The organism is Sphingopyxis selenitireducens (assembly GCF_051550705.1).
In the GTDB taxonomy this organism is placed as follows: domain Bacteria; phylum Pseudomonadota; class Alphaproteobacteria; order Sphingomonadales; family Sphingomonadaceae; genus Sphingopyxis.
Genome location: NZ_JBPULG010000002.1, coordinates 464501 through 485344, shown reverse-complemented (window position 1 = coordinate 485344; position 20844 = coordinate 464501). Strand labels below are relative to the sequence as shown.

General features: G+C 63.3%; 23 protein-coding genes. 12 read left to right on the top strand and 11 right to left on the bottom strand.

The window, feature by feature from the left end:
- Positions 1 to 48: 48 nt before the first annotated feature.
- The gene (locus ACSYDV_RS08150; protein ID WP_438323295.1) at positions 49 to 1182 is read left to right on the top strand and encodes an NAD(P)H-dependent flavin oxidoreductase; all 1134 of its coding nucleotides are present in this window, start codon (positions 49 to 51) and stop codon (positions 1180 to 1182) included.
- Between the two features lie 86 nt (positions 1183 to 1268).
- Here the strand turns inward: ACSYDV_RS08150 and ACSYDV_RS08145 are convergent, their stop codons facing one another.
- Complete coding sequence (locus ACSYDV_RS08145) at positions 1269 to 1718, bottom strand: peptidylprolyl isomerase (protein WP_438323294.1); 450 nt, start codon at positions 1716 to 1718, stop codon at positions 1269 to 1271.
- A 203-nt stretch (positions 1719 to 1921) separates the two neighbouring features.
- Between ACSYDV_RS08145 and mgtE the strand changes: the two genes are divergently transcribed.
- Together mgtE and ACSYDV_RS08135 are read left to right on the top strand one after the other, a co-directional pair.
- The gene (mgtE, locus tag ACSYDV_RS08140) at positions 1922 to 3346 is read left to right on the top strand and encodes a magnesium transporter (protein ID WP_438323652.1); all 1425 of its coding nucleotides are present in this window, start codon (positions 1922 to 1924) and stop codon (positions 3344 to 3346) included.
- A gap of 272 nt (positions 3347 to 3618) precedes the next feature.
- Complete coding sequence (locus tag ACSYDV_RS08135; RefSeq protein ID WP_438323651.1) at positions 3619 to 3714, top strand: entericidin A/B family lipoprotein; 96 nt, start codon at positions 3619 to 3621, stop codon at positions 3712 to 3714.
- A 35-nt stretch (positions 3715 to 3749) separates the two neighbouring features.
- Here the strand turns inward: ACSYDV_RS08135 and tatC are convergent, their stop codons facing one another.
- The 9 genes from tatC to ACSYDV_RS08090 all read right to left on the bottom strand — a co-directional run bounded on the left by tatC (position 3750) and on the right by ACSYDV_RS08090 (position 10966).
- Positions 3750 to 4547 (bottom strand): twin-arginine translocase subunit TatC, encoded by a 798-nt coding sequence (gene tatC, locus ACSYDV_RS08130; RefSeq protein ID WP_438323293.1) that lies wholly within the window; start codon positions 4545 to 4547, stop codon positions 3750 to 3752.
- Entirely contained in the window at positions 4544 to 4921 is a 378-nt protein-coding gene (tatB, locus tag ACSYDV_RS08125; protein ID WP_438323292.1) for a Sec-independent protein translocase protein TatB, read from the bottom strand. The genes tatC and tatB overlap by 4 nt, the downstream gene beginning before the upstream one ends.
- A gap of 31 nt (positions 4922 to 4952) precedes the next feature.
- Positions 4953 to 5183: a twin-arginine translocase TatA/TatE family subunit gene (locus tag ACSYDV_RS08120; RefSeq protein ID WP_438323291.1), complete on the bottom strand. Its 231-nt coding sequence runs from the start codon at positions 5181 to 5183 to the stop codon at positions 4953 to 4955.
- A gap of 25 nt (positions 5184 to 5208) precedes the next feature.
- A complete protein-coding gene (scpB, locus tag ACSYDV_RS08115; RefSeq protein ID WP_438323290.1) occupies positions 5209 to 5808 on the bottom strand; it encodes an SMC-Scp complex subunit ScpB in 600 nt (199 codons plus the stop codon).
- Positions 5805 to 6566, bottom strand: a complete 762-nt coding sequence (locus ACSYDV_RS08110; RefSeq protein WP_438323289.1) for a segregation and condensation protein A — start codon at positions 6564 to 6566, stop codon at positions 5805 to 5807. The genes scpB and ACSYDV_RS08110 overlap by 4 nt, the downstream gene beginning before the upstream one ends.
- Positions 6567 to 6583: 17 nt before the next feature.
- Positions 6584 to 7591 carry a beta-N-acetylhexosaminidase gene (gene nagZ, locus ACSYDV_RS08105; RefSeq protein WP_438323288.1) on the bottom strand — a complete coding sequence of 336 codons (1008 nt, stop codon included), beginning with the start codon at positions 7589 to 7591 and terminating at the stop codon, positions 6584 to 6586.
- A 106-nt stretch (positions 7592 to 7697) separates the two neighbouring features.
- Positions 7698 to 8441 (bottom strand): SPOR domain-containing protein, encoded by a 744-nt coding sequence (locus tag ACSYDV_RS08100; protein ID WP_438323287.1) that lies wholly within the window; start codon positions 8439 to 8441, stop codon positions 7698 to 7700.
- Positions 8441 to 10168, bottom strand: a complete 1728-nt coding sequence (gene argS / locus ACSYDV_RS08095; RefSeq protein WP_438323286.1) for an arginine--tRNA ligase — start codon at positions 10166 to 10168, stop codon at positions 8441 to 8443. Before argS ends, ACSYDV_RS08100 begins: the two co-directional genes overlap by 1 nt.
- Before the next feature lie 126 nt (positions 10169 to 10294).
- Positions 10295 to 10966, bottom strand: a complete 672-nt coding sequence (locus tag ACSYDV_RS08090) for a hypothetical protein (protein WP_438323285.1) — start codon at positions 10964 to 10966, stop codon at positions 10295 to 10297.
- 167 nt (positions 10967 to 11133) lie between these two features.
- On the opposite strand from ACSYDV_RS08090, the gene ispH reads away from it, so the two are divergent.
- Genes ispH through rnhA form a run of 3 tightly spaced genes read left to right on the top strand, consistent with a single transcriptional unit; the run spans position 11134 to position 13539 of the window.
- Positions 11134 to 12102: a 4-hydroxy-3-methylbut-2-enyl diphosphate reductase gene (gene ispH, locus ACSYDV_RS08085; protein ID WP_438323284.1), complete on the top strand. Its 969-nt coding sequence runs from the start codon at positions 11134 to 11136 to the stop codon at positions 12100 to 12102.
- Between the two features lie 10 nt (positions 12103 to 12112).
- Positions 12113 to 13075, top strand: coding sequence for a homoserine kinase (thrB, locus tag ACSYDV_RS08080; RefSeq protein ID WP_438323283.1), 963 nt, complete (start codon positions 12113 to 12115; stop codon positions 13073 to 13075).
- The gene (gene rnhA / locus ACSYDV_RS08075; RefSeq protein ID WP_438323282.1) at positions 13072 to 13539 is read left to right on the top strand and encodes a ribonuclease HI; all 468 of its coding nucleotides are present in this window, start codon (positions 13072 to 13074) and stop codon (positions 13537 to 13539) included. The genes thrB and rnhA overlap by 4 nt, the downstream gene beginning before the upstream one ends.
- 23 nt (positions 13540 to 13562) lie before the next feature.
- On the opposite strand, the gene ACSYDV_RS08070 is transcribed toward rnhA, so the two are convergent.
- Positions 13563 to 14705: an NAD(P)/FAD-dependent oxidoreductase gene (locus ACSYDV_RS08070; protein WP_438323281.1), complete on the bottom strand. Its 1143-nt coding sequence runs from the start codon at positions 14703 to 14705 to the stop codon at positions 13563 to 13565.
- 95 nt (positions 14706 to 14800) lie between these two features.
- On the opposite strand from ACSYDV_RS08070, the gene ACSYDV_RS08065 reads away from it, so the two are divergent.
- From ACSYDV_RS08065 to ACSYDV_RS08040, 6 genes are all read left to right on the top strand, one after another.
- Positions 14801 to 15289 (top strand): A24 family peptidase, encoded by a 489-nt coding sequence (locus ACSYDV_RS08065; protein WP_438323280.1) that lies wholly within the window; start codon positions 14801 to 14803, stop codon positions 15287 to 15289.
- 47 nt (positions 15290 to 15336) lie between these two features.
- The gene (gene cpaB, locus ACSYDV_RS08060) at positions 15337 to 16365 is read left to right on the top strand and encodes a Flp pilus assembly protein CpaB (RefSeq protein ID WP_438323279.1); all 1029 of its coding nucleotides are present in this window, start codon (positions 15337 to 15339) and stop codon (positions 16363 to 16365) included.
- 1 nt (position 16366) lies between these two features.
- Positions 16367 to 17848, top strand: a complete 1482-nt coding sequence (locus ACSYDV_RS08055; RefSeq protein WP_438323278.1) for a type II and III secretion system protein family protein — start codon at positions 16367 to 16369, stop codon at positions 17846 to 17848.
- A 25-nt stretch (positions 17849 to 17873) separates the two neighbouring features.
- Positions 17874 to 18518, top strand: coding sequence for a CpaD family pilus assembly protein (locus ACSYDV_RS08050; protein ID WP_438323277.1), 645 nt, complete (start codon positions 17874 to 17876; stop codon positions 18516 to 18518).
- A complete protein-coding gene (locus tag ACSYDV_RS08045) occupies positions 18515 to 19795 on the top strand; it encodes a CpaE/TadZ family protein (RefSeq protein ID WP_438323276.1) in 1281 nt (426 codons plus the stop codon). The genes ACSYDV_RS08050 and ACSYDV_RS08045 overlap by 4 nt, the downstream gene beginning before the upstream one ends.
- A gap of 64 nt (positions 19796 to 19859) precedes the next feature.
- Positions 19860 to 20831, top strand: coding sequence for a type II secretion system F family protein (locus ACSYDV_RS08040; protein ID WP_438323275.1), 972 nt, complete (start codon positions 19860 to 19862; stop codon positions 20829 to 20831).
- Positions 20832 to 20844 lie beyond the last annotated feature (13 nt).

Genomic DNA, 20844 nt, shown 5'->3' with positions numbered 1-20844 from the left:
CGTCAACTGGCGCTGACATGGACCCGATAACAAAATGGAGAGGTTCCCATGCAATCCCCGATCTGCGCGATGCTCGGCATCGAATTTCCGCTTCTGGCTTTCTCGCATTGCCGCGACGTCGTCGTCGCGGTGTCCAAGGCGGGGGGCATGGGCGTGTTCGGCGCTGCCTCACTGCCGCCCGAGCGGCTCGAGGAAGAATTGGCGTGGATCGACGAGCATATCGGCGGGCGCCCTTATGGCGTCGACCTGATCGTCCCCAACAGCTTCGCTGGCAAAGGCCACGCCGCGTCGGGACCGGCGCAGGTTCCTGAAACTCATCTGAACTTTGCCGCCGGCCTGCTCGAACAACATGGAGTCGATGCCGCGGGCCTCTCCGATGCCATGGCCGGGCGGCAGAGTTTTGGCGACAATATGCACGAGGATGGCGCAGCAAAGCTGCTCGAAGTCGCCTTCCGCCATCCGATCGGCCTGATCGCCAACGCGCTCGGCGTCCCGCCGCAACTGATGCTCGATCTCGGCAAGCGCCACGGTGTGCCCGTCGCCGCGCTCGTCGGCACGCGCGACCATGCGCTGACTCAGGTCCGCGCCGGGGTCGACATTCTCGTCGTCGCGGGCGGTGAAGCCGGCGGTCATTGCGGCGAAGTCGCGACGATGGTGCTGGTCCCCGAAGTCGCCGCCGCAGTCGAAGCGGTCGGCGCGAACACGGCGATCCTCGCGGCGGGCGGGATCGTCACCGGGCGCCAGATGGCGGCAGCGATGGCGATGGGCGCGCATGGCGCTTGGACCGGATCGGTGTGGCTCACCACCGCGGAGGCCGAAACCAACCCGATCGTGAAGGAAAAAATGCTCGCGGCCTCGTCACGCGACACGGTGCGGTCGAAGAGCCGCACCGGCAAACCGTCGCGCCAGCTACGCTCGCCTTGGACCGATGCGTGGGAAGCCGAAGGCGCGCCCAAACCGCTGCCGATGCCGCTCCAGTCGCTGGTCAGCGAACCTGCGCTGCGCAAGATCGATAAATTGTCCGAAGGCGGCCATGAAGGCGCTAGGGCGCTTGCGACCTATTGGGTCGGCCAGGGCGTCGGACTGATGAACGAGGCCATGGGCGCCGGACAGGTCGTGCAGGAATTCAAGAGCGACTGGATCGCCGCCTGTGAAAGGCTGAATGGGTTTCTAGACGAATAAAACGTCGCCCCTGCGAAGGCAGGGGCCGCTGGCAACCTTGTGCAAGGCCGATAGCGGCCCCCGCCTTCGCGGGGGCGACAATCTCATTAAGCAACCGTCGCCTTGACGATCTTGCCGGGCTCGCGCGGCGGCTCACCCTTGGGCAGCGCGTCGACATTGTCCATGCCTTCGGTCACTTCGCCCCAGACGGTATACTGGTTGTCGAGGAAGCGCGCATCTTCGAAGCAGATGAAGAACTGGCTGTTCGCGCTGTTCGGGTTCTGCGCACGCGCCATCGAGCACACCCCGCGAACATGCGGTTCGCTGCTGAATTCCTGCGGAAGGTCGGGAAGCTGGCTGCCGCCCATGCCGGTCCCCGTCGGATCGCCGCCCTGCGCCATGAAGCCGGGGATCACGCGGTGGAACACGACGCCGTCGTAAAAGCCTTCGCTCGCCAGCTGGGTGATACGCTCGACATGCTTCGGCGCCAGATCGGGACGCAGGCGGATGACGACATCGCCGGTCGACAGCGAAAGGGTGAGGGTCTGTTCGGTCATAAAGGACTCCTGTGGGAAAGTTGGCCGTGCCATAGCGGGCGACGGCGGCAAAGCCACGCATAAATTGCCCGGCCGGCCCGCGCGGCGTTGCCATCGGGCGGCTGCGGCACTAGGGGAAGGCTCGACCCGCCGGCAACTCGCGCCACATCGACAGGGAGGATAACGCGATGGACAAACGCGACGATTCCCTGCCCCCCGACGATATGCCGATCACCGACGATCGCGAAAACAACCGCGATGCGGCTTCGCGCGAAGCTGAAACCGAACTCGACGAGGATGATCGGCTGAAACCCGAATTCGTCCGCGACGTCCTCGACCTCGCCGAGGCCGGCGAAGGCGAAGCCGCGCGCGAGCGTATCGGCCGCCTCCACCCCGCCGACATCGCCGACCTGTTCGAACTCGCCCGCACCGACGAACGCCCGATGCTCGCCGCGGTGCTGGGCGACATGCTTTCCGCCGACGTGCTCGCGGAAATGAACGATTATGTGCGCGAAGAGCTCATCGATCTTCTCGCCCCGGAACAAGTGGCCGAACTGGCCGCCGAACTCGATACCGACGACGCCGTCGCGATCATCGAGGATATGGAGGCCGACGAGCAACAGGCCGTGCTCGACGCGATGGAGCCGGAAGATCGCGCCGCGATCGAGGATGCGCTGTCTTTCCCCGAGGAATCCGCCGGCCGCCTGATGCAGCGCGATCTGGTGGCGGTGCCCGAGCATGTCACCGTCGGTGACGTCATCGACCGGCTGCGCGAAGACACCGAACTGACCAGCGACTTCTGGGAAATCTACGTCGTCGATCCGATGCATCGCCCGGTCGGCACCTGCCAATTGAGCTGGATACTCCGCACCCCGCGCGACATTGCGATCAGCGATGTCATGAAGCGCGAACAGACGCTCATTCCAGTCGACATGGATCAGGAAGAGGTCGCGCTGCGCTTCCAGAAATATGCGCTGATCTCCGCCGCTGTCATTGATCGCGCCGGGCGCCTTGTGGGCATGATCACGGTCGATGACGTCGTCCACATCATTCAGGAAGAGGCGGGTGAGGATATCTTGCGCCTGTCGGGCGCTGGCGACGGCGATATCAACGAACCGATCCGCGAAACCTATAGCGCGCGCGTGCGCTGGCTGATCGCCAATCTCGGCACTGCTCTTGTGGCGTCGTCCATCGTCGGATTTTTCGGCGGCGCGATCGAGCATATGGTCGCCCTCGCCGCGCTGATGCCGATCGTCGCCGGGGTCGGCGGCAACGCCGGAACGCAGACGCTGGCGGTCACCGTGCGCGCGCTCGCGATGAACCAGCTCACCGATTCGAACAGCTGGCGCGCGATCTGGCGCGAAATGAAGATCGCGCTGCTGAACGGATCGACGATCGCGCTGATCGCCGGAACCGCCACCGCGCTGTGGTTCGCCAATCCCCAGCTCGGCGGGGTGATTGCAGCGGCGATGGTGGTGAACATCTTCGTTGCCGGTGTGGCCGGGGTCGCTATCCCGCTGCTGCTCGACCGGCTCGATCAGGATCCGGCGGTCGCCAGTTCGATTTTCGTCACCATGACGACAGACTCTATGGGCTTTCTGGCGTTCCTAGGCCTTGCGGTGGCAAGCGGCCTCACCAGCATGGCCTGACAAGCTGCTGGAATCCGATCTCAATTCCGCAATTTTCGGTGGGTCGAAAAAAAATTCGCCGCAGTGATTTTTTTTGGGAACTTATTCCCCGCTTGGGTCGTTTCCTTTTCGAGCAGCGATCATCGCCCCCCCGCAGCGCTGCTCAGCAACATTGGCCCGGCCCGCATTCCCTCCCCCCCCTCGAAAGCGTGCCGGGCCATTTTGCGCTCCAACGACAACAACGAACAAGGTGAAGAATGATGACGAGCTTTCGCGCAATCATCCTGGCATTGATGGCAAGCTTTCTGGTCGCTGGCTGCAATACCGTTAAGGGAGCAGGTCGCGATATCGAGTCAGTCGGTCAAGCAGGCGCAGACGCCATCGATTGACCGCGTTCAGACCCGCTTACCCTAACTAAAGCCTCTTAAAGAGGCTCGACAGGCGCCTCTTCGGCGCCTGTTTTGCGTCGGCGCTGGGTAAACCAGATCGCGAAGATCGAGATTTCATATAGCAGAATCAGCGGTACCGCGAGGAGGAACTGGCTGAGAATATCGGGCGGAGTCGCGACGGCAGCGATCGCGAAAGCGGCGACGATCATATAGCGCCGCGCCGACACAAGTTGCTCGCGGGTGACGATTCCCGAACGCTCGAGCAGCATCAGAAGGATCGGCAGCAGAAAGCAGATTCCGAACGCCATGATGAACTGCATGATGAAGCTGAGATAATTAGCGACAGACGGCAGCGCCTCTTGCTGAATTCCTCCAAGATCGCCCTGATAGCCCAGCAGGAAGCGGAGCGCGACCGGAACAGTCACGAAATAGGCAAGGCAGGCACCGGCCGCGAACAACACCGGCGTCGCAAAAATGAAAGGCAAAAGCGCTCGCTTTTCCTGGCGGTACAGGCCGGGCGCGACAAACTTCCACAACTGATTCGCGATCACCGGAAAGGCGATCATCGTCGCGGCGAATAACGCGACCTTGATCTGGACAAAAAACGCCTCGAACAATTGCGTATAAATGATCTTTCCCTGCCCCGCCGCGACGAGCGGCTGGACTAGGACGCGGAAGATATCCTCCGCAAAATAGAGGCACACGCCAAAAGCGATCGCGATGGCCAACAGCGATTTCAACAATCGCGAGCGCAGTTCGATAAGATGGTCCAGCAGCGGCATCTTGCCGCCAGCGCCCTCTTCCTCCGCGGTAACGGGAGCTTCGACGGTCATGGCAACGGCCCATCCTTGGGCGGGGCGTCATGCGTTTCGGGCTTGGTTGCGGCCGCAGCCTGATCGACATCCTCGACGGGCTGCTCGCCGGGCGCCTCGGTGGTCGCAGGCTTCACTGGCGCGTTGATGTCATCGACGCGGGGAAATTCGCGCATGATCGCTTCATTTTGTTCGCGCCACTGCTTTTCCAGCTCTTCCAGTTCGGCCTCGCGCATCATCGTGTCGAGCCCCGAACGGAAATGGCGCGCCATGCCGCGCGCCTTGCCCATCCATTTGCCGACAAAGCGCATCGCTTTGGGCAGGTCCTTGGGTCCGATGACAACCAAGGCCACCACCACGACGAGCATCAACTCGGTGGGCGCAACATCGAACATCGTTTAAACTATCCCCCGCAGGCGGACGCGATCAGAGCTTGTCGTGCTCGGCCGTCGGCGTCGACATCGGGGTGGCATCAGGGGCACGCTGGCCTTCGATATGCTTGGGCGGGACCGGAGCATCATCCTCCGACATGCCTTTCTTGAAGCTTTTGATACCCTTGGCGACATCGCCCATCATGTCGGAAAAGCGCCCCTTGCCGAACAACAGCAAGACGAGAATGCCGACAACCAGCCAATGCCAAATGCTGAAGCTACCCATCTTATAATCTCCTTGAGCTTTTCATCTAAGCCTCTTCGCCGTCTTTTACTAGATCAAGCTCGCCGATAGCTTCTTCAAACGCCAGATCGACGGGATCGAGCAGCCCTGCCGCGCGCAGATCCTCGATTCCCGGCAAATCCTTGCGGCTGTTGAGACCGAAATGTTGCAGGAACGCGTCAGTCGTCTTGTAAATCAGCGGCCGTCCCGGAACCTCGCGGCGTCCGGCCGGAGCGATCCATTCGGCCTCCATCAGCACGTCGAGCGTCCCTTTCGACGTCTGGACGCCGCGGATCGCCTCGATTTCGGCGCGACTGACGGGCTCATGATAGGCGACGATCGCCAGCACTTCCGACGCCGCGCGCGACAATTTGCGCGGATCGTCGCGTTCGCGGCGGAGCAGATGGGCCAGATCCGCCGGTGTCTGGAAATGCCAATTCCCGCCGCGCTCAACCAGCTCGATTCCACTTCCGGCGTGTCGCGCCGCGATTGTCTGGATAATCGCACGCACCTCGCTCGGCGTCATTTCATCGCCCATTCGCCCCGCGACCTGCCGCGCATCGAGCGGGTCGTCGCTGGCAAAGAGCATCGCTTCTATCGCGCGTTCGCGGTCGTCGATCGGGTTCATGCTTCGGCTGCCTTCAGATAAAGGGGTTCGAACGCCCCCTCCTGCTTCAGGGCGATACGCCCCTGCCGCGCCAGTTCGAGCGCAGCGACAAAGCTCGATGCGATCGCCGAACGGCGCAAGGGGCCATCATAATCGGCGGGCAGGAAGTCGGACAGCTCGGTCCAGTCGAGCTGTACCCCGATCAGTCGCTGCAAATGCTGGAGCGCAGCGTCAAGCGTCACGACAGGCCGCCGCGAGACCATATGCACCACCGGCTCCGTTCGCAGCTTGACCTGACCATAGGCCGCCAAAAGATCATACAGGCTGGCATCCCAGCGCCGGACCTTCACATCACGCAGCCCCTCGGGCTTCGGGCGCAGAAACACGTCGCGGCCTACGCAATCACGCGCGAGCAGACGCGCCGCAGATTCGCGCATCGCCGCCAGCCGCTGCAACCGCAACTGCAGGCGCAGCGCCAGCTCGTCGGGCGACGGCTCTTCCAGCGGGTCCTTGGGCAAAAGCAGCGCCGATTTCAGATAGGCCAGCCACGCCGCCATCACCAGATAATCGGCCGCAACCTCCAGCTTCAGCGCGCGCGCTTCATTGATGAAGTCCAGATATTGTTCGACCAGCGCAAGGATCGAAATTTGCCGGAGATCGACTTTCTGCCCACGCGCAAGCGTCAGCAGCAGGTCGAGCGGTCCCTCCCAGCTTTCGAAGTTGAGCTGCAGCGCATCTTCACGCTCGGCCGTCGGGGTCGGTCCGAAATCGAGCTCCACCGCGCCCCCCGGCCCGCTTACGCCGCGGCCAGCAGCGCGTCGCGCTGGTCGACCAGCACTGCAAACTCACGTGGATCGGGCACCCCGGCAATCCGGTCCATTGCGCCTTCAAGCCGCGCCTGCGATATCGTGCTGATCGGATCGAGCGCATTGGCGATGCCGATCATATCATCCATCTTCGCCCAGCAATTGAGCGCGATGTCGCACCCCGCAGCGATCGCGTCGGCCGCGCGCGAGGGAACGTCGCCCGACAGCGCGTTCATATCCAGATCGTCGGTCATCAACAGGCCATGAAAGCCGATGCGCTGGCGGATCACGCTGTCGATGATGACCGGCGACAACGTCGCCGGGCGATCGGGATCCCAGACGTCAAAGACCACGTGGCACGTCATCGCCATCGCCGCATCGCGCAGCGCGGCAAAGGGCGCGAGATCGGTCTGCAAATCGTGATCCGACGCCCCGACACGCGGCAGTTCCTTGTGCGAATCGAGCAAGGCGCGGCCGTGGCCCGGGATATGCTTGACGATGCCGATCACCCCGCCCGCCTGCAATCCGCTGAGGATCGCGCGGCCGAGGGCTGCGACGCGCATCGGCTCGCTGCCGAGAGCGCGGTCGCCGATTACGTCGCTCGCACCGGGCTGGCGAACGTCGAGGAGCGGCAGGCAATCGACGGTGATGCCCACCTCGGCCAGCATCGCCGCGAGTGCCATCGCGTTCAGCCGCGCCGCCTCGATCGCGCTGGCCGGCGCGCGTTCATAAAGCTCATCGAACGCCGATCCGCTTGGAAACAATGGCCATTCGGGTGATTTCATCCGCGCGACGCGGCCGCCCTCCTGGTCGATCAGGATCGGCAGATTATCGCGCCCGTCGAGGCTGCGCAGATCGTCGGTCAGCCGCCGCAACTGCGCACGATTTTCGATATTGCGACCGAAGATGATATAGCCTGCGGGGTCGCAGTCGCGAAAGAAGGCGCGCTCGTCATCGGTCAGAGTCAGGCCCGACAGGCCGAAAATGGCGGGTATCATCGTGCGTCAACCTCCATCGGTTGGCACCCCCTCATGCGGCAACCAAAGGCCAACATGGCACAGCGGCAAGCCTGCTCCAACGGATTCTGCGGCAAAGCGGGCCGATTCAGCGAACGATGACGCAATTTTCACCGGCAACACGCAATTTCCCGCACAAATTCGCTGCATTAGCCGCCGTCCCGGTAGAAACACGCAGGCGGTACACCGTCCCGCCTTCCACCTTCGCCGGCGACACCGATTTGTTGTGCTCGGCCAGATAGGCGAAGCGCTTCGACAAATTGGTCCACGCCTTGGTCGCGGCGCCTTCGCTGCTGAATGCGCCAAGCTGGATCGTTCCCGCCGCCGGAACGGTTGGCACGACCTTGGGCGCCACTTCGGCGGACTTGACCGGGGCGGCGGCAGGCTTGTCCTTGCTCTTGTCGGCGACCGCCTTATCCGCCCCAGCCTTTTTCGCTGCCTTTGCGGCAGCTTCGCGTTCCTGCGGCGTCACAGCTGGTTCTTCCGGCATGCGGGTCGGGTCGACCCTGCCCGCCGGCTCAGCGCCCTCGCTCGCGGCGAAGCTCGAATCGCCCTCGCCCTCAAAGGTTTTCGAGGCGTCGTCGCTGGGCGCAATCTTATAGTCGCCGGGTTGCGCCGCGATCAGTTCGCCCTGCCCGCGCGCGCCGCCGTTCTGGACCCACCACAGGCCGCCCAGCACCGTACCGATCAACAACAATCCGCCCAGCACCATGACTAACAGGCGAACAGGCGAAACTTCGCCCTCATCCCCATAACCATCGGCGGCCTCCAGCCAGGGCAGGCGATCCTCGCCCTCAAGCCCCAACCCTGCATCCCCCCTGTCGTCCGCCATCAAACCATCTCCTCGAGCGCCTCGACCCCCATCAGGTACAGCCCGTTGCGGATAACCTGCCCGATTCCATCGGCCAGATAAAGGCGCGTCGCGGTCAATTCGGGATCGCCGGCCAGGATGACGCGCGCTTCGGGGCGATCATTGCCCATGTTCCACCATGCGTGGAAGGCCGCGGCGACCTCTGCCAGATAAAAAGCGATGCGATGGGGCTCGCGCGCCGAAGCCGCGGCTTCGACGATCCGCGGGAATTGCGCGAGCAGTTTGACGATCGCCAGTTCATGCTCGTCGAGCCGGGCGGGCGCTGGCGCGACGGGTGCAATCCCGGCATCGGCAAGCTTGCGCTTCAGCGACGCGATCCGCGCATGGGCATATTGGACATAGAAGACGGGATTGTCGCGCGACGCCTCGACGACCTTGGCAAAGTCGAAATCCATCTGGGCGTCGGCTTTTCGCGTCAGCATGGTGAAGCGCACGGCATCCTTGCCGACTTCGTCGACGACATCGGCGAGGGTCACGAAATTGCCTGCACGTTTCGACATTTTGAACGGCTCGCCATTCTTGAGCAGGCGCACCATCTGGACCAGCTTGACGTCGAATTTCTTCGTCCCGCCGGTCATCGCGGCGACCGCGGCCTTGATCCGCTTCACCGTACCGGCGTGGTCGGCGCCCCAAATGTCGATCAGCTCGTCGGCGTCCTGCGCCTTCTGGTAATGATAAGCGAGGTCGGCGCCAAAATAGGTCCAGCTGCCGTCCGATTTCTTGATCGGCCGGTCCTGATCGTCGCCAAATTGCGTCGAACGGAACAGCGGCAGTTCGACAGGCTCCCAATCCTCGGGGGTCTCGCCCTTCGGCGCCTCGAGCACGCCGTCGTAGACAAGCCCCTGCTCGCGCAGCCATTTTTCGGCCTCGTCGGGCTTGCCCGCGGCTTGCAACTCGGCTTCCGACGAGAAGAGGTTATGATGAATGCCCAGCTTGGCGAGGTCGGCGCGGATCATATCCATCATTGCGCTGATCGCCTCGGCCCGGAACAGTCCCAGCCACGCGCTGTCGGGTGCTCCGACGAAACGGTCGCCATATTCGGTCGCCAGCCTGGCCGCGACGGGCTTCAGATAATCGCCCGGATACAGGCCCTCGGGGATCGACCCGATATCCTCGCCCAATGCCTCGCGATAACGCATGTGCACCGACCGCGCGAGAACATCGACCTGCGCGCCCGCGTCGTTGACATAATATTCGCGAATGACATCGTGCCCGGCATATTCGAGCAGCGTAGCCAGCGCATCGCCGACCACAGCACCGCGACAATGGCCGACATGCATCGGGCCGGTGGGGTTGGCGGAGACATATTCGACATTGACGCGCCGCCCCTGCCCCATTGTCGAACGGCCATATTCAAGAGCGTCGGCGTGGATCAGCGCCAGTTCGCCGCGCCAGCTGTCTTCGACGAGGCGCAGGTTGATGAAGCCCGGCCCGGCGACGCTCGCCTCGGTCACTTCGTCCAGCGCGCCCAGTTCGGCGACAAGCAGCTCAGCCAGCGCACGCGGGTTCATGCTCGCGGGCTTGGCCAGCACCATCGCGGCATTGGTCGCGACATCGCCATGCGCCGGATCGCGCGGCGGCTCGACGCTGATCGCGCTGCGATCGAGCCCTTCAGGCAGAGCATTTTTTGCGGCGAGCGCATCGAGTGCGGCGCCGATATGGTCGGAAAAGCGGCTAAACAGGGTCACGGGCAAAGCCTATCTGGGATCAAGAGGGGTTAGCGCGCCCTACCGCAGCTTGGGCAACGCGAAAAGCCCTGCGCCGCCCAAATGGCGCCGCAGGGCAAACGGCGCAGGGGCGCGCCGCCGCAAAGCCTATCGTCGGACGTTATATTCCAGCTGTTCCTGCGTCAGCTGAAAGCCGACGAGCAGTTCGAAACTGGCGCGCTGAACCGCGACGCGTACTTCGGGGATGCTCAGCGGGTCGACCGCGGCATCCTGATCGCCCGCCTTGCGCTTGCGGGTGATGCGTTCCTGAATGTCGGCGGGAAGCGTCGCGGCGGCGCGGTCGACATAGGCCGACGCCTGACCGCGGCCGGTGCCTCGCACCTGTCCCTCGGGGAAGGTGACGGTGACATTGCCAAGCCGCTTTGCAACGACGGCGGTGCCGCCCTGCACGACGGTCGAAAAATAGGGCAAGGTCAGGGTGCGCGCCGGACCGGCGTCGCGCCGCGTCGCAACAACCTCGAAATTCGCGAGCTGATAGACTTTTTCGCCGGTGTCGTTGCACTGCGGGGTCAGATTGGTGATCGACGCAACAACGTCGATCGCGCGCGCATCGCGGCTGGTCGCCGGGTCGAACAACGTGATATCGCCGGTGTACAGCGGCACGGCAACGGCGGGGCAGGTATCGCGGACCGACGTGATCCCGACGCCCGACGACACGTCGATGTCGTTGTTCTTTGCACAGCCAGCCGCCGTCGCCATCGCCGCCGTGCCGCAAAGCACAGCCAGAAACTTACGGGGCGAAGACGAAATGGGCATCATGATGAACAGGCTTTCCAAACAGGCGCGATTGCGTCGGGACGGTTGATCCCGCTTCATGCGCGCCGCTTCTTATCGGTGCGATGAACGCGGCGCAACTCGGACGAAGCCGCTTTACCGCTTATGCCCTGCTGCGCTAGAGCGCCCACACCATGAATGCACCCCATCCCATGACGCCCTTATCCGGCAATGAAACGGCAGAACTCAAGGTTTTGGTGGCCGCACCGCGCGGCTTTTGCGCCGGGGTCGATCGGGCAATCCGTATCGTCGAACTCGCACTCGAACGCTTCGGCGCCCCGGTCTATGTGCGACACGAAATCGTTCACAACCGCTATGTCGTTGAATCGCTGAAGGCCAAGGGCGCGGTTTTCGTCGAATCGCTCGATCAGGTTCCCGACGATATTCCCGTGGTGTTCAGCGCCCATGGGGTGCCCAAGGCTGTGCCGGCGAAGGCTGAAACGCGGGGACTCGACTTTATCGACGCGACCTGTCCCCTGGTGTCGAAGGTCCATCGCATGGCCGAGCGTCACCATGATGCCGAACGGCACATCATCTTCATCGGCCATGCCGGCCATCCCGAGGTCATCGGCACACTGGGCCAATTGCCCGACGGCGCGATGACCCTGGTCGAATCGGTCGACGATGTTACTGCCCTGTCGCCGCCCGACCCGCAAAAACTGGCCTTCCTGACTCAGACGACGCTGTCGGTGGACGACACGCGCGATATCGTCGCCGCGCTGCGCCATCGTTTCCCCGACATCGCCGGACCGCGAAGCGAAGATATCTGTTACGCAACCTCGAACCGCCAGGACGCGGTGAAGGCCATCGCCGGACAGTGCGACCGCATGATCGTCATCGGTGCACCCAACAGCTCAAACAGCCTGCGACTGGTCGAGGTCGCCGAACGCCTTGGTATACCCGCGCATCTGGTTCAGCGCGGGACCGATATCGATCCCGACTGGCTGCGCGATATTGAGACACTCGGAATTACAGCGGGCGCGAGCGCGCCCGAAACACTCGTTCGCGAAGTGATCGATGCGGTCGCGATGTACCGACCGATCGTCGAGGATGTCGTGGTGACGGCCGAGGAAAATATGGTGTTCAAACTGCCCCGCGGGCTCGAACCGGAAACGGAATAGGACCCCCGCCATGGCCGTTTACACCGCTGTCGATCCCGACGACCTCGCCGCGCTGGTCGCGCGCTATGACATGGGCACCGTCCTGTCGTGTAAGGGCATTGCAGAGGGTGTCGAGAACAGCAATTTCCTGCTCGAAACCACCGACGGCCGTTTCATCCTGACCCTTTATGAAAAGCGCGTGCAGGAAGGCGACCTGCCCTTTTTCGTCGATCTGCTCGCACATCTCGCCGCCAGCCGCTGCCCCGTCCCCGCAATGATCCGCGATCGCGACGGGATCGCCATTCAGCAAATTTCGGACCGCGCGGCGTGCATCATCCAGTTTCTCTCGGGGATGTCGCTGACCCATCCCACCGTCGGCCAGTCCGAAGCGACCGGCGTCGCACTCGGCGCGATGCACCGCGCGCTCGAAAATTATGACGGCGCGCGCGAAAACAGCATGGGTCAACCCAGCTGGCGCGGTGTCGCCAAGGCGACGGGTGACCTCGACGCGGTGATGCCGGGCCTGCAAGCGATTGTCGATGACGAGTTGAACTATCTGGGTGCCCATTGGCCCACCGATCTGCCCGCGCATGTCATTCACGCTGATCTGTTTCCCGACAATGTGCTGATGCTCGGCGACGAGGTGACCGGCCTGATCGACTTCTATTTCGCCGCGACGGATTTTCGCGCTTATGACGTTGTGATCACCCACGCCGCTTGGACCTTCTCGGACGACGGCAGCGACTGTAACGCCGATCTCGCGCGGGCATTGATGCGCGGCTATGCCCGCGAAGTATCGCTGTCCGACGCCGAAATCGCCGCCCTGCCCCTGCTCGCACGCGGCGCAGCGCTGCGCTTCCTGCTGACCCGCGCGCATGACTGGGTCCATACCCCTGCCGATGCGCTCGTCACGCGCAAGGACCCGCTGCCCTTTCTCAACCGCTTGCGCCGTTATCAGGCGCCCGACGCCGCCACCCTGTTTGCAATCGCATGACCGAAGGCGAAACAAAAACCGTGATCGTCGCGACCGATGGCGCGTGCAAGGGCAATCCCGGCCCCGGCGGCTGGGGCGCGGTGCTGCGTTGGGGTGATGTGGTCAAGAAATTGTCCGGCGGCGAACCCGACACGACGAACAATCGCATGGAATTAATGGCGGCGATCGAGGCGCTGGCGGCGCTCAAACGCGGCTGTAACGTCGAATTGTCGACCGACAGCGTCTATGTCCGCGACGGCATCACCAAATGGGTCTTCGGCTGGCAGAAAAACGGCTGGAAAACCGCGGCAAAAAAGCCGGTCGCCAACGCCGATCTGTGGCAGCGGCTCGTTTCGGAAGCAAAGCGGCACAAGATCGAATGGCTGTGGGTCAAGGGCCATGCAGGCCACGGCGACAACGAAATCGCCGACCAGCTCGCAAGCGACGCGGCGATCGAAGTGATGCGCGCCACGCGCAAAAAATGATGCGCGCGGCGGCCTGCTGAAGTTCAGCTGCCAGACAAAGCAAAACGTGATGGTGCGAAAGGTGCGGGATCGACATTGCCGATCTCCCCTTCAGGCCGCGGCGCGCCCAGTTGGGCCGCAAGCAACGCAGCGATTGCCGGTGCGGTCTGAATGCCGAAACCGCCCTGTCCCGCGCACCAGGCAAAGCCGGGGACATGCGGATCGATGCCAAACACCGGCGCGCGATCGGGCGCGAAGCTGCGCAGCCCCGCCCATTTGCGTTCGACGGCGGCGATTGGCCAGTCGACGACCGCTTGCAAGCGGTCGATCGCCAGCGCGACATCCATCTCTTCGGGGGCAGCGTCGCAGGGATCGGACGGCGTCTCGTCGTGCGGGGTCAGCCAGATGCGCCCCTCGCTCGCGCCCTTGAAGTAAAACTGCCCGCCGACATGGACGATCAGCGGCAGCTCCGCCGGCACCGGCACACCAAGGCGCAGTTGCAGGACGGTTCGCCGATAGGGCTGGATGCCCAGCGGAGCGGCGCCACACGCCTCCGCCACGCCGTCGGCCCATGCCCCCGCCGCATTGACGATCAGGGACGCGTGTATGACTTCGCCGCCCGCGATGACCTCCCAGCCATCGTCCATCCGCCGCCCGCGCTCCAGCGGTGCGCGCGTCACCAACGCCGCGCCGCCGCGCTTCGCCGCGCGCAAATAGGCGGAGTGCAGCCGACCGACGTCGATGTCGCTGCACGCAGGCTCGAAAGCCGCCTCGCTCCACTCAGGACGAACGCCGGGGATCATGCGTGCCATTTCCGCATGCCCCATCCGCGAGACATCGACGCCCTTCGCGGAAAATTCGGCGCAAAAAGCGTCAACCGCCGCCCCCTCGCCACGCCGCCCGATCGTCAGCGCGGTGCGCGGAAACAAAAAACCGCGGCTGGCGAATGCGGCCGGCGGATCGGCCAGCGTCGCAAAGGATGCGGCCGACAACGGCTGCACCTCTGCCCCGCCATAGCTTTCGTGCCAGAAAGCGGCCGACCGCCCCGTCGCATGATAGCCGGGCATATCCTCCGCCTCGATCATCATGACCCGGCGATACGGCGCCAGTGCGGCGGCCAGGCTGGCCCCGGCAATACCCGCGCCGACAATCAGGACATCGGTGGCGGAGGGGGCGGCGGCGGTCATGCCCCGCCGCATATCGGCTGACGACAGGAATGCAAGCTGCCGGGCCCGCGAACATGGTTACTCTTTGGTAAGCCATGCTGACTAGAGCTGTGCCGATGGACAAAGGCTCGATCACCCTGTGCCTCGTGGCGTTGCTCGCGATCTTGATGGTCGCCGCGGCGGTGAGCGACCTGCGCTCGCGCACCATATCGAACGGCCTCAACGCCGCGATCGCGCTGCTCGCCATTCCCTTCTGGGTAGCAACCGGGCTCGCGCTATGGCCTGACATACCATTGCAGTTCGGCGCCGCAGTGGCGGTCTTTCTTGTCTTTGTCGGGATGTTTGCCGTCGGCGCAATGGGTGGAGGCGACGTGAAGATGATCGGCGCAGTGATGCTGTGGATTCCCCTGCCGCTGTTTCTGCCGATGCTGACCGTCATGGCCATCGCGGGTGGCATCCTGTCGGCGGTCATGCTCGTGGGCACAAAACTGCGCCCGTCCGACACGCCGGTGGAGGTTCCCTATGGCGTCGCCATCGCGGCTGCAGGGCTTTGGGCACTTCACCAACAATATTTTAACCAGTTTCAGGCTATCGGTTCGACCTGAGGGCAAGCACCGCCGTTCCCGGTAGGTGCAGGAGGCGAAAAATCGTCATGGATACGCGAAAGATAATGCTGATCGTCGGCGCGCTGGTGATTGCCATCGGCGCTGCATTCGGGGTCAACCAGATAATGCGTGGGGCATCGACACCGGAGGCCCGCGCTGCGGCTGCACCGGAGATCACGGGTCCGCTTATCCTCGTCGCGACGCGGTCGCTGCCGGTGGGTACGATCATCGGCCCCGACAGCTTCCGCTATCAACCCTGGCCCAAGGAACTGGTCGAGAACGCCTATTTCCTGAAGGACAAATCCGACGCTCAGACATTGGTCGGAACCGTCGTACGCCACCCGATCACTGCCGGTCAGCCGCTGACGCAAGGCGCGCTCGTCCATCCGAATGATCGCGGCTTCCTTGCTGCGGCGCTCGGCCCGGGCATGCGCGCCGTCACCGTCAAGGTTTCGCAGGAACAGGGCGTCGCCGGCTTCGTCTTTCCGGGCGACCGGGTCGATGTGGTGTTGTCGCAGACGATCGAGGTCAAGGAAGGAAGCTCCTATCCCGACTCCCAGCTTTTCACCGCGGAAACCATCGTGCGCAACGTGCGCGTCCTCGCCACCGACCAGCGGTTCAATGCGGAGGATGAAACCGGAAAGACCCCGGTGAACACCTTCAGCTCGGTCACGCTCGAAGCGACGCCCGAGATCGCCGAGAAGATCGCAGTCGGCCAGAACATGGGCAAATTGTCGCTCGCACTGCGTCCGCTCGCCGAAAGCACCGGCGACCTCGACGCCGCGATCGCTTCGGGCGACGTGAACGTACCCGCGAAAGGCGGCAGCGCAGCCGAAAGGAAAATGCTGGCCGAAGTCGCCAATCGTCCGACCGCAGGCCGCTCGTCTGCGACCACCGGCGGCGACGTGTCACGTTTCTGGATTCCGGTGAGCGGCCGCGGGTCGCTCGGCCGGCCTGCGCTGGTGCAACAGTCGTCCAGCGACGGCGGAAGCGCCGCACCAGCCGTTCGCAGCGGACCCGTGGTCCGCGTGACGCGCGGCGAAAAGGTGACCGAAGTTCCGGTGGGGGGCAAGTAAGATGAACAGCAAACCCGATTTCAAGGCCGCCGCGCTCGCGCGCACCCTGGCCATCGGCCTGATGGCGGCCACCCTTGCATGGGCCCCGTCGAGCCCCGCTTCGGCTCAGGCCGTCCAGAACGCCAGCGGCAGCATCGAATTGTCGGTGGGCCGTGGCCGCCTGATCAGCCTGCCCGCTTCGATGAGCGACGTCTTCGTCGCGAACGATGCCGTCGCCGACGTGCAAATCCGTTCGAGCCGTCAGCTTTACATCTTTGGCAAGGGGCCGGGCGAAACCAGCATCTACGCCACCGATGCCAGCGGCCGGGTCGTGTATTCGACCGTCGCCCGGGTCGGCAACAATATCGAGACGATCGAGCAGATGCTGTCGCTCGCCATGCCGGATGCCAGCATTTCTTCGAATGCGATGAACGGCTTCATCCTGCTGACCGGAACTGTCCAGTCGCCCGACGACGCGGCCGAGGCGGAACGCCTTGTCCAGGCGTTCGTGGGCGAACAGACCAAAGTCATGTCGCGCCTCCGCACCGCCACGCCGCTGCAAGTAAATCTGCAGGTCCGCATCGCCGAAGTGAACCGCACTTTGGTCAAGGAAATCAGCGGAAACGTGGCGACGAGCGACAATGACGGCCCCTTCGGCAACGGCTTCCTCGGCAACATCGTCCGCGGCCGGCAAGCCGGCACGATCACCCGCAACCCCGACGGCAGCACCACCTACAACATCCAGACCCCCTCGGGCACGAACAGCCTTGCCGGCGCCGGACGCCTGTTTGGACTCGATGTGATCGCATCGCTCGATATCGGCGAGCGTTCGGGGATGGTGGTCACGCTGGCTCAGCCAAACCTGACCGCAATCTCGGGTGAAACCGCCGACTTCCTGGCTGGCGGCGAATTCCCGATCCCGATCCCCGGAAACTTCGCCGGCACGACGATCGAATATCGTCAATATGGTGTCAGCCTGGCCTACACGCCGACGGTCCTGTCGAACGGACGGATCAGCCTGCGCGTCCGTCCCGAAGTATCGGAACTGTCGACGGAAGGCGCGATCCAGATGCAGGGATACCAGATCCCGGCTCTCACCGTTCGTCGGGCCGAAACGACCGTCGAACTCGGATCGGGCGAAAGCTTCATGATCGCCGGCTTGATGAACAACCGTTCGATCGGCGCCATCGACAAGATTCCGGGTCTCGGCGACGTGCCCATCCTTGGCATGTTGTTCAAATCGGACAGCTTCCGCCGCGGTGAAACCGAACTGGTTATCGTCGTCACCCCCTATCTGGTCCAGCCGGTGTCGGCGAACGACATCAAGCTGCCTACCGACGCTTTTCAGGTTGCGAACGACGCCGACCGACTTCTGGGCAGCCAGGAAAGCGACGGCATCACCGGCGGCGACCGCCCCAAGCCGCGGCTCGACACGTCACCCGGCGATGCCGACCGCCCGCGCGGCGGCGGCGACGTATCGCCGGGCTTCAGCATCAACAAATGACGCGCTGGTTTCGAGGAGCAAAGTGATGAACAAAATCGCAGCCTGGACAATATTGGCGCTGGCAACTTCGCTTGCCGGATGCGCAAACGGCACCGCCACCAGCAATCGCAGCCTGGATTCGGTCCATCAGCCGATCGTGCGCAAAGCCACCTATCAATTCGACGTTGCTGCCAGTGACGGCGACCTCGCGCCAAGCGAACAAGCCCGTCTGCGCGATTGGCTTGACGCCATGGGTGCGCGCTACGGTGACCGCATCGCGATCGAAGATCCAGCAACCTATGGTGCGAGTGCGGCACAGGCGGCGGTCCGCCAGATGGTCGAGCGGCGCGGGCTGCTTTTGAGTGCGGATGTCCCTGTGACCACCGGCGCTGTTCCGTCCGGTTATTTGCGCGTGATCATCACCCGCGCATCGGCCCATGTGCCGGGATGCCCCGACTGGTCCAGCTCATCGTCGATCAACCTCGCCAACGCCACCTCGGCCAATTTTGGCTGCGCGGCAAACAGCAATCTGGCGGCGATGGTTGCCGACCCCAATGATCTGATCAAGGGTGCGCGCAACGAAAATTATGATCCGTCCGCCGCAACCCGGCCGATCAAAACCTATCGGGAAAAACCCCAGACCGGGGCCGGTCAGCTGAAGGCCGAAGAGACCAACGGAGGCGGCAAGTGAACGCTCCTTTCAAACCTGCGGGGCTGCGCGATCCGTTCAACGCCTTTGTGTGTGACGAAGACACGCTGGAACTGATGCGCGTCGCCGCCGCCGACATGGGATGGCCCACCGAAAAGTGCAACAAGGGCGGGCTGCGCAATGCGGTCCAGTCGCTGTCGGTTTCGGCAAGCCCGAACATCCTGTTCGTCGATATGTCGGAGTCGGGTGACCCGATCAACGATATCAATGCGCTCGCGGAGGTTTGCGAACCCGGCACAGTCGTCATCGCGGCCGGGCAGGTCAACGATGTCCGTCTGTATCGCGACCTCCTGTCCAGCGGCATTCAGGACTATCTGCTCAAACCCCTGTCGCTCGACCAGGTTCGCGAATCGCTGACCATGGCGCAGGCGATGCTGACGGCGCCGAAACACGCCGATATGCAGGACGATAAGCCGCATCACATGATGACGGTCGTCGGCGTGCGCGGCGGGGTCGGCGCGTCGCTCGTATCGACATCGCTTGCATGGGCGATGAGCGAACAGGCGGGCCGCCAGACCGCGCTGCTCGATCTTGACGTCCATTTCGGGACCGGCGCGTTGACGCTCGACCTCGAACCGGGGCGCGGCCTGATCGACGCAATCGACAATCCCAGCCGCATCGACGGCCTTTTCATCGAACGCGCAATGGTGCGGGCGTCGGATAAGCTCAGCCTGTTGTCGGCCGAGGCGCCGATCCATCAGCCGGTGATGACCGACGGCTCTGCTTTCTTCCAGCTCGAGGAAGAATTGCGCAACGCGTTCGAGATGACGATCGTCGACATCCCGCGTCAGGTGCTGATCCCCTTCCCCCATCTGGCGTCGGAAGCTGGAACGATGATGCTGGTTACCGACGTGACGCTTGCTGCGGCACGCGACACGATCCGCCTTCTGGCGTGGTTCAAGCAAAATTTGCCGGGCGCCCGCGTCGTGCTGGTCGCGAACAAATTCCAGAACGGCATCGGCGAATTGTCGCGCAAGGAGTTTGAATCGTCGATCGAACGCCAGATTGACATCGTCATCCCCTTCGACCCCAAAATGGTCAGCCAGGCAGCCAAACTTGGCAAATCCTATGCCGAAATCTGCAAGGGAACAAAATCCGCCCAGCCATGGACCAATTTGATGCGGATCGTCCTCGACGGCGCCGATATCGAAGCCGAAGCGGCACCGGTCGCAGCGAAGCGCAAATCTGGCGGATCCCTGCTTGGAAAGCTGGGCGGGATCGGCGGCATAATGGCAAAAAAAGGCGTGAAACAAGGATGATATTGCGGCCGGAACCCTCCGGCCGCAACCTCCTTGCAAGGCCCAAACGGGACGAATGGCGACTATGAACTTGTCAGTGATTCTTATCATCAGCGCCGCCTTTCTGGCGTTTTCGCTGCTCGTGATTCTCCTCGGCGGGCCGTCGGTGGGCAAGGCGAAGACACGGCGCCTGTCCATGCTGAAGGACCGCCACGCTGCCTCGACCGAGGCCGTCGTCGCCGCCCAGATGCGCAAGACAATCCAATCCGCCGGAAACGCGGGCAACAGCCAGATTTCCAGCCTGATGCCGCGCCGCGATTTGATGGAATTGCGATTGCGCCGAACCGGCAAGAACTGGACCGTCAGTCAATATATGTTCGGCGCCATGGGGTTATTCATCCTCGTCACTGGCGGGCTATTGATGCTGCGAGCACCTGCGATGCTGGCGGGCATGCTCGGACTGCTCGCAGGGGTCGGGCTGCCTCATGTGATCGTCGGCCAAATGATCACAAAACGCGTCGCGCGGTTCAACACCCGCTTTCCGGATGCGATCGATCTGCTGGTCCGTGGCTTGCGATCGGGCCTGCCGGTCACCGAAACCTTTCAGGTCGTCAGCCAGGAAGTGCCCGGCCCGGTCGGCGAGGAATTCAAGGGCGTCGTCGAACGCATCCGCATCGGCAATACGATGGAAGCCGCGCTTCAGGAAACGGCCGCCATGCTGGGCACGCCGGAATTCCAGTTTTTCTGCATCACGATCGCGATCCAGCGCGAAACGGGCGGAAACCTCGCTGAAACGCTCGCCAATCTGTCCGACGTTCTCCGCAAACGCGCCCAGATGAAACTGAAAATCCGGGCAATGTCATCGGAAGCCAAGGCGTCGGCCTATATCGTCGGCTCGCTTCCTTTCTTTGTGTTCGCAATGGTCTGGATGATGAATCCCGAATATCTGGTCGGATTCTTCTCCGAAGAGCGTCTGATGATCGCCGGCGCCGGCGGGTTGGTGTGGATGAGCATAGGCGTGTTCATCATGTCGCGCATGATCAGCTTCGAAATCTGAAGGCATAACAGCC

What these genes read in the sequence shown, in the direction of transcription:
- ACSYDV_RS08070 (WP_438323281.1), bottom strand. Translation starts at nt 14,705, where the DNA reads ATGACCGCCGCCGCCCCCTCCGCCACCGATGTCCTGATTGTCGGCGCG.
- rnhA (WP_438323282.1), top strand. Translation starts at nt 13,072, where the DNA reads ATGACCGAAGGCGAAACAAAAACCGTGATCGTCGCGACCGATGGCGCG.
- cpaB (WP_438323279.1), top strand. Translation starts at nt 15,337, where the DNA reads ATGGATACGCGAAAGATAATGCTGATCGTCGGCGCGCTGGTGATTGCC.
- ACSYDV_RS08150 (WP_438323295.1), top strand. Translation starts at nt 49, where the DNA reads ATGCAATCCCCGATCTGCGCGATGCTCGGCATCGAATTTCCGCTTCTG.
- tatC (WP_438323293.1), bottom strand. Translation starts at nt 4,547, where the DNA reads ATGACCGTCGAAGCTCCCGTTACCGCGGAGGAAGAGGGCGCTGGCGGC.
- ispH (WP_438323284.1), top strand. Translation starts at nt 11,134, where the DNA reads ATGACGCCCTTATCCGGCAATGAAACGGCAGAACTCAAGGTTTTGGTG.
- ACSYDV_RS08090 (WP_438323285.1), bottom strand. Translation starts at nt 10,966, where the DNA reads ATGATGCCCATTTCGTCTTCGCCCCGTAAGTTTCTGGCTGTGCTTTGC.
- thrB (WP_438323283.1), top strand. Translation starts at nt 12,113, where the DNA reads ATGGCCGTTTACACCGCTGTCGATCCCGACGACCTCGCCGCGCTGGTC.
- ACSYDV_RS08050 (WP_438323277.1), top strand. Translation starts at nt 17,874, where the DNA reads ATGAACAAAATCGCAGCCTGGACAATATTGGCGCTGGCAACTTCGCTT.
- ACSYDV_RS08120 (WP_438323291.1), bottom strand. Translation starts at nt 5,183, where the DNA reads ATGGGTAGCTTCAGCATTTGGCATTGGCTGGTTGTCGGCATTCTCGTC.
- ACSYDV_RS08055 (WP_438323278.1), top strand. Translation starts at nt 16,367, where the DNA reads ATGAACAGCAAACCCGATTTCAAGGCCGCCGCGCTCGCGCGCACCCTG.
- ACSYDV_RS08040 (WP_438323275.1), top strand. Translation starts at nt 19,860, where the DNA reads ATGAACTTGTCAGTGATTCTTATCATCAGCGCCGCCTTTCTGGCGTTT.
- ACSYDV_RS08145 (WP_438323294.1), bottom strand. Translation starts at nt 1,718, where the DNA reads ATGACCGAACAGACCCTCACCCTTTCGCTGTCGACCGGCGATGTCGTC.
- scpB (WP_438323290.1), bottom strand. Translation starts at nt 5,808, where the DNA reads ATGAACCCGATCGACGACCGCGAACGCGCGATAGAAGCGATGCTCTTT.
- mgtE (WP_438323652.1), top strand. Translation starts at nt 1,922, where the DNA reads ATGCCGATCACCGACGATCGCGAAAACAACCGCGATGCGGCTTCGCGC.
- nagZ (WP_438323288.1), bottom strand. Translation starts at nt 7,591, where the DNA reads ATGATACCCGCCATTTTCGGCCTGTCGGGCCTGACTCTGACCGATGAC.
- ACSYDV_RS08100 (WP_438323287.1), bottom strand. Translation starts at nt 8,441, where the DNA reads ATGGCGGACGACAGGGGGGATGCAGGGTTGGGGCTTGAGGGCGAGGAT.
- ACSYDV_RS08135 (WP_438323651.1), top strand. Translation starts at nt 3,619, where the DNA reads ATGGCAAGCTTTCTGGTCGCTGGCTGCAATACCGTTAAGGGAGCAGGT.
- ACSYDV_RS08065 (WP_438323280.1), top strand. Translation starts at nt 14,801, where the DNA reads ATGGACAAAGGCTCGATCACCCTGTGCCTCGTGGCGTTGCTCGCGATC.
- tatB (WP_438323292.1), bottom strand. Translation starts at nt 4,921, where the DNA reads ATGTTCGATGTTGCGCCCACCGAGTTGATGCTCGTCGTGGTGGTGGCC.